General features: G+C 70.1%; 14 protein-coding genes. 10 read left to right on the forward strand and 4 right to left on the reverse strand.

From position 1 onward, the window contains the following. The first annotated feature begins 21 nt into the window (after nucleotides 1-21). Complete coding sequence (locus tag GQ464_RS02750; RefSeq protein WP_166980477.1) at nucleotides 22-1,197, forward strand: glycosyltransferase family 4 protein; 1,176 nt, start codon at nucleotides 22-24, stop codon at nucleotides 1,195-1,197. An 11-nt stretch (nucleotides 1,198-1,208) separates the two neighbouring features. Next, on the forward strand, nucleotides 1,209-2,174 hold the full coding sequence (locus GQ464_RS02755; RefSeq protein WP_166980475.1) for a hypothetical protein: 966 nt from the start codon (nucleotides 1,209-1,211) through the stop codon (nucleotides 2,172-2,174). Here GQ464_RS02755 and GQ464_RS02760 read toward each other — a convergent pair. Beyond that, the gene (locus GQ464_RS02760) at nucleotides 2,156-3,022 is read right to left on the reverse strand and encodes a class I SAM-dependent methyltransferase (protein WP_166980473.1); all 867 of its coding nucleotides are present in this window, start codon (nucleotides 3,020-3,022) and stop codon (nucleotides 2,156-2,158) included. The two genes, GQ464_RS02755 and GQ464_RS02760, sit on opposite strands and share 19 nt — an antisense overlap. 183 nt (nucleotides 3,023-3,205) lie before the next feature. Between GQ464_RS02760 and GQ464_RS02765 the strand changes: the two genes are divergently transcribed. The 5 genes from GQ464_RS02765 to GQ464_RS02785 all read left to right on the forward strand — a co-directional run bounded on the left by GQ464_RS02765 (nucleotide 3,206) and on the right by GQ464_RS02785 (nucleotide 10,274). Next, nucleotides 3,206-4,396: a glycosyltransferase family 4 protein gene (locus GQ464_RS02765; RefSeq protein ID WP_166980471.1), complete on the forward strand. Its 1,191-nt coding sequence runs from the start codon at nucleotides 3,206-3,208 to the stop codon at nucleotides 4,394-4,396. A gap of 126 nt (nucleotides 4,397-4,522) precedes the next feature. Continuing rightward, nucleotides 4,523-4,741, forward strand: coding sequence for a hypothetical protein (locus GQ464_RS02770; protein WP_228350539.1), 219 nt, complete (start codon nucleotides 4,523-4,525; stop codon nucleotides 4,739-4,741). A 94-nt stretch (nucleotides 4,742-4,835) separates the two neighbouring features. Then, entirely contained in the window at nucleotides 4,836-6,545 is a 1,710-nt protein-coding gene (locus GQ464_RS02775) for a BamA/TamA family outer membrane protein (protein ID WP_166980469.1), read from the forward strand. Between the two features lie 159 nt (nucleotides 6,546-6,704). Then, nucleotides 6,705-8,153 (forward strand): SpoIID/LytB domain-containing protein, encoded by a 1,449-nt coding sequence (locus tag GQ464_RS02780; protein ID WP_228350540.1) that lies wholly within the window; start codon nucleotides 6,705-6,707, stop codon nucleotides 8,151-8,153. An 84-nt stretch (nucleotides 8,154-8,237) separates the two neighbouring features. Continuing rightward, nucleotides 8,238-10,274, forward strand: coding sequence for a TonB-dependent receptor family protein (locus tag GQ464_RS02785; RefSeq protein WP_166976478.1), 2,037 nt, complete (start codon nucleotides 8,238-8,240; stop codon nucleotides 10,272-10,274). A 24-nt stretch (nucleotides 10,275-10,298) separates the two neighbouring features. On the opposite strand, the gene GQ464_RS02790 is transcribed toward GQ464_RS02785, so the two are convergent. Continuing rightward, a complete protein-coding gene (locus tag GQ464_RS02790; protein ID WP_166976477.1) occupies nucleotides 10,299-11,273 on the reverse strand; it encodes an isoaspartyl peptidase/L-asparaginase in 975 nt (324 codons plus the stop codon). Between the two features lie 515 nt (nucleotides 11,274-11,788). Here GQ464_RS02790 and GQ464_RS02795 point away from each other — a divergent pair. Both GQ464_RS02795 and GQ464_RS02800 read left to right on the forward strand, forming a co-directional pair. Then, on the forward strand, nucleotides 11,789-12,562 hold the full coding sequence (locus GQ464_RS02795) for a Mut7-C RNAse domain-containing protein (protein ID WP_166976476.1): 774 nt from the start codon (nucleotides 11,789-11,791) through the stop codon (nucleotides 12,560-12,562). Between the two features lie 92 nt (nucleotides 12,563-12,654). Next, nucleotides 12,655-13,602 (forward strand): L-threonylcarbamoyladenylate synthase, encoded by a 948-nt coding sequence (locus GQ464_RS02800; protein WP_166976475.1) that lies wholly within the window; start codon nucleotides 12,655-12,657, stop codon nucleotides 13,600-13,602. Here the strand turns inward: GQ464_RS02800 and GQ464_RS02805 are convergent. Continuing rightward, nucleotides 13,568-14,743, reverse strand: a complete 1,176-nt coding sequence (locus tag GQ464_RS02805) for an NAD(P)/FAD-dependent oxidoreductase (protein ID WP_166976474.1) — start codon at nucleotides 14,741-14,743, stop codon at nucleotides 13,568-13,570. The two genes, GQ464_RS02800 and GQ464_RS02805, sit on opposite strands and share 35 nt — an antisense overlap. Before the next feature lie 276 nt (nucleotides 14,744-15,019). Beyond that, nucleotides 15,020-15,763: a methyltransferase domain-containing protein gene (locus GQ464_RS02810; protein WP_166976473.1), complete on the reverse strand. Its 744-nt coding sequence runs from the start codon at nucleotides 15,761-15,763 to the stop codon at nucleotides 15,020-15,022. Nucleotides 15,764-15,945: 182 nt separating this feature from the next. Between GQ464_RS02810 and GQ464_RS02815 the strand changes: the two genes are divergently transcribed. Continuing rightward, a complete protein-coding gene (locus GQ464_RS02815) occupies nucleotides 15,946-17,259 on the forward strand; it encodes a tetratricopeptide repeat protein (protein ID WP_166976472.1) in 1,314 nt (437 codons plus the stop codon). The last annotated feature ends 9 nt before the right edge of the window (nucleotides 17,260-17,268 follow it).

Here is a 17,268-nt window from a genome sequence, read left to right on the forward strand (position 1 = left end):
TCCTTTCGACATATGCCCGGCATGGAATCGCCCATATTCTATTTCCCCCGCATGCTCCCCTTCAATTACCGCGTAGCGGTGCTGGAGCGGTTGAACGAACGTCTCGGGGGGCGCCTGATCGTGTGCTCCGGGCAGGCCCCGGAGGCAACCGCCCTGCAATCGATCACCGACGAGGAGCAGCGGGGCTACCGGGTTATTCACCTGCGGAACCTGTGGTGGCGCGGGGAGAAGGTACACGCCCAATGCTTTGGACGGGCCTTTCGGGAAGGCGGCAGGCCGTCCGTGATCATGGCCGAGGAATCCCCCCGTACCTTAACCCAGCCCTGGTTGCTGCGCTACGCAAGGCGCCATGGAATCGGGCGCGTGCTCTGGGGACACTTTTCGTCGAACAACCGCCCCTTTTCGCCGGAGAACCGGGCGGATCGCTACCGCATCTGGCTGGCCCGCCAGGCCGAGGCCGTGGTATGCTACACCGAAGAGATCGCGGATCTCCTGCGCCCGTTCATACCGGCAGAACGCCTTTTCGTGGCCCGCAACACCCTGGACACGGACACGCTCTTCGCGCTTTACGACCACCTGGCCGCCGAAGGGAAAGCCCGCGTACGTCGCCGCCTGAACCTCCCCGAGGATCACCCGGTGCTCGTTTTCATTGGCCGGCTGATCCCGGAAAAGGGCACCGGCCTGCTGCTCGACGTCTTCTCGGCCCTGCAGGCCCGGAGACCGGCCCACTTGCTCATCATCGGCGACGGGCCGGACCGCACGGCCATGGAAGAACGCGTGCGGAAGGACCACATTGAAAACGTCCGCTTCCTCGGTGCCATGAAGACATGGGAAGCGTCCGCCCCCTACCTTTTCGCCGCAGACGTGATGTTTCAGCCGGGCTATCTGGGCCTTTCGGTCAACCACGCCTTCGCCTTTGGCGTACCCGTGGTGTCGCAGGCCGCACCGCCCGACGGCCGCCGCTTCCACAGCCCGGAGATCGCTTTCGTGAAGCCGGGCCGCAATGGCATGCTCGCGGAACACGGCAATCCGGCGGCGCTGCTGGCCGCGCTCGAGACGGTGCTCGACCAGCAGGCGCGCTTTTCACACGAGGCGCTCGCGTATGCCCGCTCCCATCTGACCCTCACCCAGATGGTCGACGGCCTCGAAGCCGCCATCCGCTACGCCGAAGACCCCGCCCATCATCTTTCCGCCTGAGACGCCGCCCTATGCCCTCCCCCCTCGTTTTCATTCATCAAGGATTCAGCGACTATCTGCCCTTCACGCTCCGGCAAGCCCGCGCCGCCGACCCGGAAAACGACATATACCTTCTGGGCAATGCGGCCAATGCACGATTTCCCTTCCTTCACCACGTCGACGCCGCACAGTTCGCCGGTGCCACCCGGGCTTTTGCCCAAGTCTACCGGCATCACTCGACCAACCGATACGACTTCGAACTGGTCTGCTTTCAGCGCTGGTTTCTGCTGCGCGCCTTCATGCGGTCGGCTGGCCTGGAGACGGCCTTCGTTCTGGATTCAGACGTCATGCTCTATGCAAGCGCCCGTGTTCTTGACGCCCGGCATATCGACGGGCAATCCCTGGGCCTGTGCCTCCCCGAGATGCAGACCGCGTATCGCTGGGCGGCCTTCCCCCATGTCTCCTACTGGACGCAAGCCACAATTGACCGTTTCTGCGACTTCCTGATGGACGTGTATACCCGGCCCGAAGCCTTCGCCCCCTTTCAGGAAAAATGGCAGTACCATCTTCGAAACGGCCTTCCCGGTGGACTCTGCGACATGACGGCCCTCTACCGCTTCGCGCTCGAACATGGCCTGGACCGAACCGCCAACTTTCTGAAGGTCTCCAACGACACGACGGTCGATCTCAACCTCAACACGCCTGAAAACGAAATCCCCGACGCTTACGAGATGGCCGGTTCCATCAAACGCCTCGACTGGTCCGCCTCCCCCTATCCCCGGGGCCATCATCGCCGGCTCGGCCGTCCCGTCGATTTTCTGGCCCTGCACTGCCAGGGAAGCGCCAAGCTCCACATACCGGTCTTTTATCGCGGCCCCCGCTTTCGCGGGCAAAGCCGCCGGCACTTCATGGTCACGGTCCACTACCGGTTGCGCCCGCTGGCTACGCGCCTCGCCCATCCCCTACGACGCCGGCAAGCCTACCGGCGTGGCACGTGAGCCTTCCTCCGGGCACGCACGAAAAGGGACCGAAACGGTCCGGTGTTGGGACGCGTCACAGGCCGTCCCAGCACCCGCTTGACGACGTTCTTGACGACACGCAGGGGCAAGGGGTCCAGGAGAAAGTACCGGTATCGATGCACCTGCACCATTTCGAATCCCAGGCGATCAAACAGGCCGCGGACGTGCCGCTCTCCGGCAAAGACGAGATGGTCCGGCAGGCACAGTGCATCCGGATATTCCTCCCTGCGCACATCCGCCCCGTTCCCGGTCACAAGGACGATCTCCCCATCGGGTTCGAGACGCCGGGTGAGCTCTCCGAGAAAAGCGGCCGGGTCGGGCAGATGCGAGAAGACATTGATGAGCGAGATGACGTCATACGTTTCGTGCACTTCGCTGAGCGTTCGGGCCGACACGTACAATCCGTGCCGCCGGGCCACCTCCACCTTGGGCAAACAGGGTTCGATCCCTTCAAGGCGGGAAGCAGGGTGCACGAGATTCTCCAGTGCGGCCAGCAACTCTCCAAACCCGGCCCCCACATCCAGCCAGCGTACCGGGCGAGCACGCAGTTCATGCTCGGGATACAGCGCGGCCATCCGCTTCCTGAACATGCGCACCTTGTCACGGCGAAAACCTATCCTGCTCACCACGTTGACCGTCCCGCGCTCCGTGGTGTGAATACCCGTCTGCGCCGCCTCATCGATGGCGTCGAGCGGGGGGCGCGGGTTGACGTAAACGAAGCCGCACGGCCGACATTGCACGGCCGTGTAGCCGGCTTCCTCGCCCCAGGGGGCCGCGTCATCCGCCCCGCAGTATGGACAAGCGATCCACTCCAGTGTAGCAATCATGAACCTGTGCTGGATCCTTTCAGAAAAACGGCCCGGGGCCTGAACCTGACCGGCATCGACCGGTTCATGCAGCGACGCTGAAACCTCCTGCGGCTCACCGTGCCCGCTATCAATCTAACGCACCCTGCCTGCAATATCATCCGGTCCGACCGTTAAACGCATCGACTTCAAGCGACCCCGCCCATGCGCATCCTCGTCCACGACTATGCCGGCCACCCGTTTCAGGTGCAGCTCAGCCGGGCGCTGGCGCGGCGCGGGCACGACGTGCTGCACACCTACTGCGGCTCGCTGCCCAACACGGCCCACGGCATCATGCACCGCCTCGCCGAGGACCCGCCGGCGTTCGACGTGGAGGCCGTCCGCCTGCCCGAGACGCTGGACAAGTACCGCTACGTCCGGCGGTGGCGGCAGGAGGTGGACTACGGCCGCCGCCTCACCGGTGTGGTGGTACGCTTCCGGCCGGACGTCGTCCTCTCGGGCAACACCCCGCTCGACGCCCAGGCCCGGCTCCTGGCCGCCTGCCGTCGCCGGGGCACGCGGTTCGTGTTCTGGGTGCAGGACCTGCTCGGGGAGGCCGCCCACCGGGTCCTCCGGCGCAAGCTCCCCCTCGCCGGCGACCTCGTCGGGCGCTACTATGTGCGCCTCGAAGGCCGCCTGCTCCGCCGGAGCGACGCCGCCGTGGTCATCACGGACGACTTCGTTCCCCTGCTCACCCGGCGCGGCGTGCCGGCGGACCGGCTGCACGTGATCGAGAACTGGGCCCCGCTGGAAAAGACGCCCGTGCGCCCGAAGGACAACGCCTGGAGCCGGGCCCACGGGCTGGCCGGCCGGCGCGTGCTCCTCTATTCGGGCAACCTGGGCATGAAGCACGACCCCGCCCTGCTCGTGCGCCTGGCCCGGCACTTCCGCGACACGCCGGACGTGCGGGTGGTTGTCGTCTCCGAAGGCCTGGGGGCGGACTGGCTGCGGGAACAGCAGGCGGCCCACGGCCTGGACAACCTGCTCCTCTTCGGCTTCCAGCCCTTCGAACGGCTCCCCGACGTCCTCGGCGCGGCCGACGTGCTCCTGGCCCTCCTCGAACCCGACGCCGGCGTCTTCTCCGTGCCGTCGAAAGTGCTCACGTACCTGTGTGCCGCGCGGCCGGTGCTGCTGGCCGTGCCGCCGGAAAACCTGGCCGCCCGCATCGTCGCGCGGGAGGAGGCCGGCCGCGTGGTCGCCCCCGGCGATGCCGGCGCCTTCGTGGCAGCCGCCGAAACCCTGCTGGCCGACGGCGACCTGCGCGCCCGGCTCGGCCGCAACGCCCGCGCCTACGCCGAACGCACCTTCGACCTCGAGCGCATCACCGACGCCTTCGAACGCGTCCTTTCCACATAGGCATTTTTCCCAAAACGGCGCACGTCACGTCTCACCACCCGAAACGCGATCCGGCCAGGCGTCCCTCTAGTCAGAGGAGGCCGGGGCTTTTGCCTCACCGGCACATCGCCCATCTCCCTTTTCTACATGACCATGCCCGTCTGGAAGCCCGTTGACCGCCTGCTCGCACCGGAGCGGGCCGGTTCCTCCGTTGCGTCTCCGGAGGATGCCGCCCGCCGGCGTACCGCAGCCTCCCCCGGCTTCCCGGCCGGACGACGACCCGGGCGTCCCTCCCATAAACACCTCGACTGGGTTGCCCTGGCACACATACCGGCTCCGGCGTGGCACCCGCTCAGCGTGCTCTGACCCGCCTGTAACCATCCGGGGGCGTGGTGCGTACTTCCGTGGCGGCCCTGCCCGCTCGTCACCTCCACCCGCTCACGCACCGGTCCCTGATGCCATGCTGGTTACCCCGGCCTGCCGCACGCTCCTGCTCATGGTGATGATCCTGGGGCTGGCCCTTCCGGCCCTCGCCCAGGAAGCCCCTGCTCCGACGGCGCGTTACACCGCCGAGCGTAACCTTGTCGTCTCGGCGTTGCAAACGGTCCTCGGTGTCATCCGGGAGGTGCTGGCCGAGCACGACAGTGGAGAACTGGGAGAGCGTCTCCGGGCCATGCGCCGTCACCTCACCGACGCCACCGTGCCACTCGGCCTCGCGCCGGGTCCCGTCTCCACCGCCCGCGAGGACGACCTCCGGCAGCTCGAACGGCTCCTGCTCGACCTCTACGACCAGCTCCGCGACCTGCGGCACGAGCTCGAAGACAGCGAGCGGTTTGCCCTGGCCAACCGCCTCTACCCGATCGAACGCAGCCTCCGCGACGCCCTCGTGACCGTGCGCCGCCTCACCGCCCCCGATGACGCCTCCTATGCCGCGGCCGTCGACGCCGGAACCCTGCGGTCCCCCCGCCACGAACCCGCAGGCCGGACGACGGGCCGGCACCGCCCACCCGACCGCCGGCCCCCCTTCGCACACCCTGCCCGGTGGCGACCGGACTGGGATACCCCCTACGCCATGGTCGGGGAGGTCTGGAACCGCTGGCCGTATCCCGCCACCGCCCTCTACCGTCCCATCCCGGCGATCCGGTACAACCGCGTCGAAGGGCTCGTCCTGGGCATCGGACGGGGACCGCTCGACTGGGACAGCTACGAACGGTCCCGCCTCTACGGACAGGTCGCCTATGCCTTCGGCCTCGAACGCTTCCGCTACGAAGCCGGCCTCGAGGTACGCCTGGGCCCCCGCTACGGCAACGACGGGTTCGACGTCAAGCTCGGCGGGGCCTACCGGAAACAGACCACCACCGACGACCTCTGGAAGTCGAGCTGGCTCGAGAACACGGCCGCCGCCCTGCTTTTCCGAAACGACTTTTTCGACTATTTCGAGACCGAGGGCTGGACGATCTACGCCGTCACCCACCTGACCCCGTACCTGCAGGCCGGCGCGGGCTTCCGGCAAGAGTCCCATACGCAACTGAACCGCACCACCTCGTGGTCCCTCTTCGGCGGTCCGGGCTTCCGGGACAACCCGGACATCCGGGTCGGAGAGATGAACACGCTCGCCCTCACGCTGGAAGGCGGCCGCGTCGAGGACTTCGACGACCGCCCGCGCGGGGCCGGCTTCCGGCTCGAAGCCGAGTTCGGCGACGGTCTCGGCGGCGACTTCGCCTTCAACCGCTACACGGGCGACCTCCGCCTCTACCTCCTGCCGGCCGGGCACACCGGCCTGAACCTGCGGCTGCGCGGCGGCCTGGCCACGGGCGAGGTCCCCCCCCAGAAGTGGTTCACCCTCGGCGGCATCGGCTCCATGCGGGCCTACCCCCAGAACGCCTTCACCGGTACACGCGCCCTGCTCGCCAACGCCGAACTGGCCTTCTATGAGGACTCCCCCCTCGACGACCTGCTGTGGGATGGCCTCTACGTCTTCGGCCTCTTCGATGCCGGCTGGACCGGCGCTCCCGGCCAGGCGTTCGCTCTCGACGACGTCCTCCCGGCCGCCGGCTTCGGCATCGGCCTGGACGACCGCCGCCTGCGCCTCGAACTCGTCTGGCCCCTGCGCGACCCCGGCACCGGCACCGACCCGACGCTCTGGCTCCGCATCACCCCGGCGTTCTGACCCCCTATCATCCTACAGTTCGAGTGATACTTGAACGAGAGGGGTCCGCTTGCCTATCTTTCCGGCGACTCGAGCGTGGCCGGCCTCCATCTCCGCCTGCCGTGCCGCCGTCGAAGACGCCCGCTTGCCCCGACCGCCCCGTCAACCGGACGAGACGCCATGTCCGCGCTTTCCCTCCGACGCTCCCCCGCCCTCCTGGTGGTGGCCTGTGTGCTGGTCTGTTCCCGGGCTGCCGCCCTGCCGGCCGACGAGCTGCTGCGCATCCGCATCCTCACCCGCCACCAGCCCGAGACCGTCGAACTCTCCGGCGAAGAGGGGCTGCTGCTCTTTGCCGGTGCCAATGTGGAACCCCTGCATCGCCTTGCACCCGGTGAGATCGCCGCGCTATCCGTGCGCGGAAGCGAGGTGTTCGTGGAGATGGGTGATCTCCGGCTGAACGCGCTCTCGCTCCGGGCCGTCCCCACGGCCGGAGGCGCCCTCACCGTCCGGGTGGCCCGGGGTGCCTCCCCCGGCCTCAGCCGCCGGTACGGAGGCAGCCTGTCCGTCTCGGCCGAAGGCGGGCAACTGCAACTGGTCAACCACATCGACGTCGAGACCTACGTGGCCAGCGTCGTCGGCAGCGAGTACGGCTTCGATGACCTCGAAGGAGCCAAGGCCATGGCCGTCATCATCCGCACGTATGCCCTGCGCGCCCTCGGCAAGTTTGGCGAGGCCTACGACCACGTCGACCACACCCTCTCCCAGGTCTACACCGGCCTCGACGCCATCACGCCGACGGCCCGCGAAGCCGCCCGCCTGACGGCCGGCGAGATTCTCACCTACGACGGCCACCCCGTCGAAGCCGTCTACTTTGCGGCCAGTGGCGGGCACACGGCCGACAACGACGCCGTCTGGAACACGCCTCCCCGCCCGTACCTCCGGGGACGGCCCGACCCCTATGACCGCTCCCCCCACGCGACCTGGCAGTTCGTCGCGCCCCGGAAAGCGCTCCTCGACGCCCTGTCGGAGGCCTTCGGCTTCCGTGTCGAGGGCTTCCTCATCGAAGCGCGGAGCCGGGATGGGCGTGTGCAAACCATCACCCTGCTCGGTAACCCCGAGCGGAGCGTCTCGGGCAACGACTTCCGCCTGGCCGTCCTCCGTCGTTTCGGCACGACGAGTCTCAAGAGCACCCTGTTCGATGCCCGCGTCCGGGGCAACGAATACGTGTTCGACGGGCGCGGCTTCGGGCACGGCGTGGGGTTGAGCCAGTGGGGCGCCCACGAGATGGCCCGGCAGGGACACACCTACCGCGACATCCTCGCCTTCTACTACACGAACGTGACCCTCCAGAAGGGAGCGGATTATGCCGCCCTGCTCAAACGCGAGGTGACGCCGGCGGTGACCGGGCGAACGACGACCGCCCCCATCGAGCCGCCCCCGGTGCGTTCGGGCGCAGGGCCCGCCGAAGCCCGCAACGCCCGGCGGGCCGCCGCCGAAGCCGCCCCGCCGCCCCCCACCGTGACACCGGGGGCCGGCGTGCCCTCGTGGACCGGTGTGTTCCGCCCGGCGACCTCGGCCTCCCCGGCCCGCGATGACGCCCGGCGGCCCGGGCGGCGTATCGGCTGGTAACCCGGCCGGAACGCCGGGGAACGGCGCGGCGTTCCGGCGTGTACGCACCGCCTGCCCGGCACCACCCTCCACCCCGCCGCCGAGATGAACGGACCCGTCTTCCGCCTCACCGCAGCGTGCGCCCTGTTCCCGGGCCTGCTGGTTGTATGCCTGGCCGCCCGTGCGCAACAACCCGACACGCTGGCGGGCACGTTGCCCGAGATCGAGGTCGCGGCGGCCCGGGGGACCGAGACCGTACACGAAGCCCCGCTGGCCGTGACGGTGCTGGCGCGCCCGCCGGCGCTCGTACGGTGGACCCCCGGCCTTTCCCTGGACGACGTGCTCGCTTCCCTGCCCGGCCTCTGGGTGAACGACCGGGGCCACTTCGCCCTCGGCGAGCGCCTGGCCGTGCGGGGCATGGGCAGCCGGGCCCCCTTCGGCGTGCGGGGCGTGCAGGTCCTGCTCGACGGCGTCCCCCTCACCATGCCCGACGGCCAGGCCGTGCTCGACATCGTGGACCCCGCCTTCGTCCGGCGCGCCGAGTTGATCCGGGGACCGGCCTCCCACTTCTGGGGCAACGGCGGCGGCGGTGCACTCTTCCTCACGACCGCCGCCTTCACCGACCACCCCACGGGCCGCGTGCGGGCCCTGGCCGGCTCCTACGGCACCCGCCACCTGGCTGCCGAGGCCGCCCTGCCCGCCGGACGCCATCGCCTGCACGGCTTCGCCTCCGACTTCCGCCGCGACGGCTACCGCGCCCACAGCGCCGGCCGCTTCACCCGGGCCGGCCTCCACGGCGACTTCGACCTCGGCCCCCGCACCCGGCTCCGCCTCACCACCGCCCTGGCCGACCAGGACGCCGAGCACCCCGGCTCCCTCACCCGGGCCGAGATGAACGCCAACCCGCGCGCCGCCAACCCCGGCTTCGCTGGCACCGGCGCGGGCAAGACCAGCTTCCAGGCCCAGTCCGCCGTCACCCTCCTGCACGAGACCCCGAACGGCCTCCTTGCCACCACCGCCTTCGGCCTCGTACGCGACCTCGACAACCCCCTCCCCTTCGCCTACATCGCCCTGGACCGGCGTGCCGGGGGCCTTCGCCTCACCTGGCGCAACGAGGGTGCCCGCATCCCCTATGGCCTCGCCCTCGACGCCGCCATCCAGCATGACGACCGGCGCAACTTCGACAACGACGGCGGGCGGCCCGGCCCCGGCCCCCTCCTCGACCAGATCGAGACCGTGCGCAACCTGGCGGCCGCCGGCTATGCCCGCCTGCCGCTCTCGGCCCGCCTGCACCTCACACTCGGCCTCCGGGCCGACCACCTCCGCTTCGCCATGACGGACCGGCTCCTCTCGAACGGCGACCAGTCGGGCAACCGTACCTTCTTCGCCCTGAGTCCCTCCGCCGGGCTGGCCTACACCCTGAACCCGATCCAGCTCTTCGTCAACGCACGCACCGCCTTCGAAACCCCCACGACGACCGAACTCGTCAACCGGCCCGACCTCACCGGTGGCTTCAACCCCGACCTCGAACCGGAACGAACCCGCGGCCTCGAAGCCGGCTTGCGCGGTACCCTCCCCCGCCTGCGGCTCGACGTCGACCTGGCCGTCTTCCACCTGGACGTCATGAACCGGCTGGTGCCCTTCCAGACGGCCGAGGGCGGGGACCGCACGTTCTTCCGCAACAGCGGTGGGCTCACCCACACCGGGGTCGAGGTGGCCCTCTCCTGGGCCCTCCACCCGTCCATCACGCTGGCGACGACCTACACCGCCGGGCGATTCGTCTTCTCCGAAGGCGAGCACGACGGCAACCGGCTTCCGGGCGTCCCGGACCACCGGCTCTTCGCCGGCCTCCAGACGACGCACCACGGCCTCTGGGGGCGCCTCACACTCGAAGCCGTGAGCGCCCACTACACCGACGACGCCAACACCACCCGAAACGCGGGCTATACCCTCCTCGACGTATATGCCGGGCATACCGGCCTCGACCTCGGCACGGCCCGGCTCGAACCCTTCCTCAAGGCGGGCAACGTACTCGACGTGCAGTACAGCGGCTCGGTGAGTATCAACGCCTTCGGCGGGCGCTACTTCGAGCCCGCCCCGGGCCGCACGCTGGAGGCAGGCCTCAACCTGGTGTTCGACTGAGCGCACCGCCGGTTGCAACCGGACTCAGACCTCCACCCAGATCTCGCCGCCTTCGTACCAGCCCCCGCGGGCCATGCGGGGCGTGGTGAAGGCCCAGGCACCCCGGCCGTGTGCATCGAGCAGGAGGAGGCCACCGGTGGCCCCCCGCCCCTCAGGATTGCGAATGCGCGTGTGCATGTGCCGGAGCCGGTCGCTGACCACCGCCTCGAGACCGAGTCCTTCGGCCACCCGGTCGACGGCGCGCGCGCAGAGAAGCACCGCCGCAATGGCCTCCCCCCAGCCGGTGGCGCTGGCGGCCGCCTGCGCGGTGGCATAGTAGCCGGCCCCCGGCAGCGGCGTGTCGCCGACGCGCCCGGACGGCCGGAACGGCGTGCCGCCGGTCGAGGTGGCCGCGGCCAGCCGCCCCTGCCGGTCCCGGGCCACACACCCGACGGTCCCCTGCGGGGCGCGGTCCTGCGGCGGAAGAAAGGGATGGCTGGTATGATAGCGCACGGCCTCCCGCCGGAGCTGCTCGTAACGTGCCCGCTCGCGCGCGCAGATCAGCGCCTCGTTCTCCACGAGGGGGAACCCCTGGGCGGCGGCGAAACGCTCGGCGCCCTCGCATGCCAGGAGCCGCATCCGCCCGTCGGAGGCTTCGAGCAGCCGGTGCGCGACGCGGACCGGGTTCTCGATCCGGCGAACGCCCAGCACCCCGCCGTAGTCGAGCGTGGCGCCGTCCATCAGGCCGGCATCCAGCTCGACGGTCCCCTCCAGCGTGAGCACCGCCCCCCGCCCGGCGTCGAAAGCACCGTGCGACTCCATGACCGCGACGACCTCCGCGACGACACGCCGGGCCGGTGCCCCCTCGCGCAACAGCCGGCGCCCGAGGCGCAGCGCCTGCCGCATCCCGTCGAGATGGTCGGCGTGCACGTCGCCGGGAATGTCCCAGGCCCCGCCGTGCACCATCAGGCAGGCCCCCGCGCCCCCCGGTACCGGCTGAATGCCGCTCTTTAACGTCATGCCTCGACGCCTCCTCGCCCGTGTTCTGACGAAAAAACCTTTCGAGTCTACCGCAATTCCTGCTCTTGCGCAATCCGGCCCGGCGTTGCCCTCGAATGTTCACGCCCGGAACCTGAAACCCTGCGCGGCTTGCCGCTTGAAAGATCGAAGATTCAGCGCCAGCTACCTGTCACTTTTAAATGAAACGTACACGCCCTGCTCGTCGGACTATAGCGGAGGTCATGGTTATTGAGGGCATGGCTGCCCTGAGCGAACGGCCCACGTGTAGCCGCGGAGCTGGACGCGTTGCGCGTCCCGGGACGTGTTGCGCGTCCCGTCGGTCCGGGCTCCCCTGTGGGCCATGGGGCGCACCCATAAAGGGTGCGGCTACATCGCGCTGCACAACGACGCCTTCAATAGCATGGACAATAGCATGGACCAACGCTATACCCCTGCGTCCGTGAATCCAGTACACGGGCAATGTGCAGCGTTGCTATAGGTCCTACCCTTTCCAACCTTTCAACCGGCAAGCCGAAATGTCCTGCGCCACCTTCCGCTTTTATGCCGGGTTGAACGACTTCCTCCCCGTGGAAGCGCGGCACGCCGAGGTGTGGTATACCTTCACGGGCCGTCCCGCCGTCAAGGATGCCATCGAAGCGCTCGGGGTGCCCCATCCGGAGGTGGCCCTGTTGCTGGCCAACGGCACGCCGGTCGACTTCGGCCACCCGCTCTGCGACGGGGATCGGATTGCCGTCTTCCCCCACTTCTTCCTGCTTTCGGCTGCGAACACGTTGCAGCCCGCCCTGCCGGTCCCGCCCGCCTTCCTGCTCGACGTGCACCTCCGGCGACTGGCCCGGTACCTGCGCATGCTGGGCTTCGACGCCGCGTACAACCCTTTCGCCGGCGACGACGCCCTCGCCCGGCAGGCGCACGCGGAGGGGCGCGTTCTGCTCACGCGCGATCGCGGCCTGCTCAAGCGCAGCCTGGTCGTCCACGGCTACTTCGTCCGCGCACGCCACCCCGGAGGGCAGCTCCGTGAGGTGGTCGACCGCTTTGCCCTGCGCGACTGGATGGCGCCCTTCACGCGCTGCCTCGACTGCAACACGCGGCTGCGGCCGGTCGAGAAAGACGCGGTGTCCGGGCGGCTGCCGGAACGGGTGCGGGACGTCTTCGACGCCTTCATGCGCTGTCCTTCGTGCGACCGGGTCTACTGGAAAGGCTCGCACTACGAGCGCATGCAGCACCTCGTGGCCGCCTGCCGCCGCGGTGAAGCGATGCGCCGCCGCGACGATGGGGGAACCCCGGCCTGATACCGGCTTTGACCTGCCGTGTACGGGTCGGTCCTTCATCCGTGGCGCTCCGCCCGGTCCCACGCGCAACGTTCAATGCCATAGCCCATCCTGTGGAAACGCTGCTCACCACCGAGCCCGAAGAGGCCGCCGCGTTCATCCGGCGCGGGGAGGTCGTCGCCTTCCCCACCGAGACGGTCTATGGCCTGGGCGCCGACGCCCTCCGGGAGGACGCCGTCCGCCGCATCTTCGAAGCCAAGGAGCGCCCCGCCGACAACCCGCTCATCGTGCACGTGGCGGACCGGGCCATGCTCCGGCAGGTGGCGGCCTCGGTGCCGCCGATGGCCGAAACGCTCATCGCGCATTTCTTCCCCGGTCCCCTCACCCTGATCCTGCCCCGGGCGCCCGCGGTGCCCGCCGTGGTCTCGGGCGGGTTGCCGACGGTGGGCGTCCGCATGCCCCGGCACCCGGTGGCGCAGGCGTTCCTGGCGGCCTGCGGGGTGCCCGTCGCCGCGCCGTCGGCGAACCGCTCCGGCCGCCCCAGCCCCACGACCTGGGAAGCCGTCTACGCCGACCTGGCCGGGCGCATCCCGTGCATCCTCCGGGGGGACCGCACCGAGGTGGGCCTCGAGTCGACGGTGGTGGACTGCACGGGGCCGGTGCCGGTGGTGCTGCGCGCCGGGGCGGTCTCGCTCGAACGGCTCCGCGCCGTGCTCCCGCAGACCCGCCTGGCCGGGGACACCGCCGAGGTGCTGGCCCGCAGCCCCGGCACCCGCTACCGCCACTACGCGCCCCGCGCCCGCGTCCGCCTCATCGACGCGCCGGAAGAAGCCATGCCCGCCGAAGACGCCGCCTACATCGGCCTCGTCCCGCCCCCCGAACCCCGCGCCTTCGGCCTGGTGCGCGTCTGTGCCGACGCGGACGCCTACGCCCATGCCCTCTTCGACTTCTTCCGGCGATGCGAGGCCGCCGGCCTCGGCACCATCTACTGCCAGCGCGTCGCCCCCGAAGGCATCGGCCTGGCCCTCATGGACCGGCTGCACCGCGCCAGCCGGGCGTGACCGGCCCTGCCGAAGGGGCTCCCCGGGTCTTGCGCACCAGCCAGTCGCCGAGGCCGGGAAGCCGGCGGAGGACGTACAGCCCGGCCGAGACCGGGGCGAAAGGGCTCGTCAGACCGTGGTGCAGCAACCGGCCGAGCCGCATGCGGGCCCCGAAGGTCCTGCGCCAGGCCGCGGCATAGGCCTGCCGGAAAGCCTCTGCCGTGACCGATCCGTCGAGGAAAGCCGGGAGGAGATCTGCCGCCATGAGCCCGCTCTGGAGCGCCATGGCCATGCCGTCGCCGCAGAGGGGGGCGATCATACCCGCCGCATCCCCGAGCAGGCACACGTCCCCGGCGAATGGTTCCCGGGGTGCCACCGACACCTGGGCCACGGCTTCGTAGGGGGTGATCCGCCGCAGGGCGGCAAAGCGGGCGGCCAGCATAGCCTGCGGGCCGAAGGTGTGGCGGATCATGTCGTCCGGCCGTCCTCCGGCGGCACGGAGCACCGTGTCACGGGCGATCCAGCAGGCGTTCACCCGCCCCCCCTCGACCCGTGAAAGCCCGCAGTAGCCGCCGGGAAACGCGTGCAGCTCCACGATCCCCCCGGGCATGACGCCTTCGAAATGGGCCTTGAAGGCGACGTACGGATGGTTTGCCCGCAGGAAGGCACGACCGAGGCGGGCATCGAGCCGGCTGCGGCGTCCCCAGGCACCGAGCACGACCCGTGCCCTCACCGGCCCGGCCGTCGTCATCACCCGGAACCCCCCGTCCAGCCCCCCGGTGATGCCCGTCGCAGCGACCCCGTCGCGCACGGCGGCACCAGCCGCGCGGGCACGGTCGAGGAGCAGCGCGTCGAGAGCATACCGGCTCAGCCCGAGCGCCGTCCCGGGCAGGGCGAGCCGGACCGACGCCCCATCCGCCGCGACGAGGCGTGCTGCATGGATCGGATGCGGCCGGCAGCGCTGCACGGCTTCTCCCACCCCCAGCCGTTCGAACAGGCCCGCCGCCTCCACGGAAAGGAACTCGCCGCAGAGCCGGTGCGCCGGATAGCGGCGTTTCTCCAGGAGAAGAACGCACCGGCCCGCCCGGGCCAGCGCAATGGCGGCGGCACACCCCGCCGGCCCCCCGCCGGCGATGACGACTTCGTAGACGCCCGGCGTCATGGTCGGGAGGGTTGAAGACTGGAAAATCGGGTACGCGCCCTGCTTCTCTCCTTCGCAAGGGGAAGGGAAGGCGCCACAGCGTCGCCCGGCCGGTCGGGGCTACGCTTCCCCCGACCGATGGACCGACAGGCCGCATCACACGGACACACGCGGGCCCGGAGATAGGAGTACTTTTGACCCATGCATCATACCGCTGTCAAAGTGAGAGATAGCCGGGAGAGATGGAATCTTCAATTTGCGATGCGCAACCGCCCCCTGCCATCCTGCCGGGGGCATTCATCCCCCGATCCGCCGTTTCTCCCCGAGCGTCGTCATCACCCAGCGGAAGACGCGGTGGCGTCGCAGGCGGAAGGCGGGCAGCCCGGCGTCCCGGGCGATGGCTTCCAGTTCGTTGCGCCGGAAGCCGCGCCGCACGGAGATCGGTCCGTCGTGCCGGAACATGGGGGAGACGGGCAACAGGCGGGCCAGACTCAGGACGCCGTAGTAGGCGAGCGGGTGCCGGTGCAGGTCGTTGACGACGAGGCCGTCGCGGGCGAGCCGCCGCATCTCGCGAACGAGCCGCACCGCGTCGCCGTGCGCCAGGTGGTGCATGAACATGGCTGCCATGGTCACGTCGAAGGTGCCGTCGTCGAAGGGGGGCGTCAACGCATCGGCCGTCACCAGGCGGATACGGGCCCGGAGCGCCGGCGGCAGGCGACGGTCCAGGGTACGGGCGGCGTGCGCGACCGTGGCCGGGTTGGCGTCGAGGGCGGTCACCTGCACGTCGAGGCCCTGCCGGGCGGCCCACCGGACGATGTGCTCGGGGTAGTCTGCCAGCCCGGTGCCCAGGTCCAGCAGGTGGACGACCTGCCCGCGCCGGGTGCGGAGGTAGGGTGCCAGCACGGCCATCGTCGCGGCGTAGCCGCCGAGCAGCCGGTTCACCCAGCGCAGCTCGTCGAGGGCCCGCACGAGCCGGTCGTCGGCGATGGAGAAGTCGTCCATCATCTCCCTGACGTGCAGGCGGCGGACAAAAGAAGGCATGGGCAGAGCAGGCAGGTCCGGTGGAAGGACAGCCGCAGCGGTTGCGAAAGGCCCCGCATCCCCGCGGACGCTCCTTTCGACGCCGGGCTCCCCACGGCGTTTCCGGGCGCGGGCAACTCCAGCCGCCCCCCGGTGTCTTTCCGGGGTATAACGCCCGCCCTCAACATCCGGCGTGCCACGTTATGAAGCGTCTGCTCCTGGCCTTCCTCTTGCTGATGCCGGCCCTCGACGCGGCGGCCCCGCCCGAGCCGGTGCTGCAGGCCGCCCGCCTGGCCCTGGCCGACGGCGCCTACGAGGCTGCCGTGGACACGCTCGAAACCGTTGCGGCCCGCACCCCGCTCTCGGCCGAAGGCTACCGCCTGCTGGGGCTGGCGCAGGAACAGCTCCTGCGGTACGACCGGGCCGTGGAGGCCCTCCGGCAGGCCGACACGACGAAGGCGCGCGTGCTGGCGGCGCTGGGGCGCAACCTGAGCCGCCTGGGCCGGACCCGCGAGGCGCTCTCCGCCTACCGCCGCGCCCACGCCCGGGACACGACCGACCGGAGCATCGCCGGTAACCTGGCCGCGCTGCTGGCCGAGGCGGGTCGCCCGCAGGAAGCCCGCGTCCTCTACCACCGGCTGCTCGCCCGCGAGCCCGGAAACGCCACGCTGCACGCCCGTCTGGCCGGCCTCTACCGCATGCTCGACTCCACCGACCAGGCCATCATCCACTACGAGTGGGCGCGGCGGCTCCAGCCCCGTAGCCTGCCCGCCTGGCTCGGCCTGATGCAGGTCTATGCGAAGACGGAGCGGCTGGAGTCCGCCCGGCGCGTGGCCGACGCCGCCGTGGAAGCCCTGCCCGAGGAGCCGGTCCTGTGGCAGCGCCGGGGGGAGGTGGCCCTCCGGCGCGAGGAGCTCGCCGACGCCCAGGCCTCGTTCGAACGGGCCGTGGCCCTGGGGGACACCTCGGCCCTGACGCTCCGTAACCTGGGGGCCGTCCACTACCTGCGCAACCACCTGCCCGAAGCCGACTCGGTCCTCACCCGCGCCTTCGCCGCAGACAGCCTCGACGGCATGACGGCCTTCTACCTGGGCATGACGAAGCAGTACCGGCAGGACCATGACAGCGCCCTGCACTTCCTCCGGCGGGCCGCCGACCTGCTCGGCCGCACCACCCTGGCCGACGTCTACGCCCAGCTCGCCGCCACGTACGACCAGATGGACCGCGACGACGAGGCCATCCGCACCTACCGCCTGGTGAACGCGCTGGCCCCCGAGCGCCCTGAAGTGCTGTTTCACCTGGCCGCCCTCTACGATGCCTACTACGCCGACCCCACGACGGCCCTCCGCCAGTACGAGGCCTTTCTCGAACGTGTCCAGCCCGGCGCCCTGCCGCAGATGGAACACTATGCCCGGCAACGGGTGACCGAGATCCGCGAGCGCCTCTTCTTTGAGCAGGGCCGCCCCCCCGCCCCCTCACCAGCCGCCGGAGACACCTCCGGGACACGGGAGCGGTGAAAAAAAGCG

The organism is Rhodocaloribacter litoris, from assembly GCF_011682235.2.
Taxonomy (GTDB): Bacteria; Bacteroidota; Rhodothermia; order Rhodothermales; family ISCAR-4553; genus Rhodocaloribacter; species Rhodocaloribacter litoris.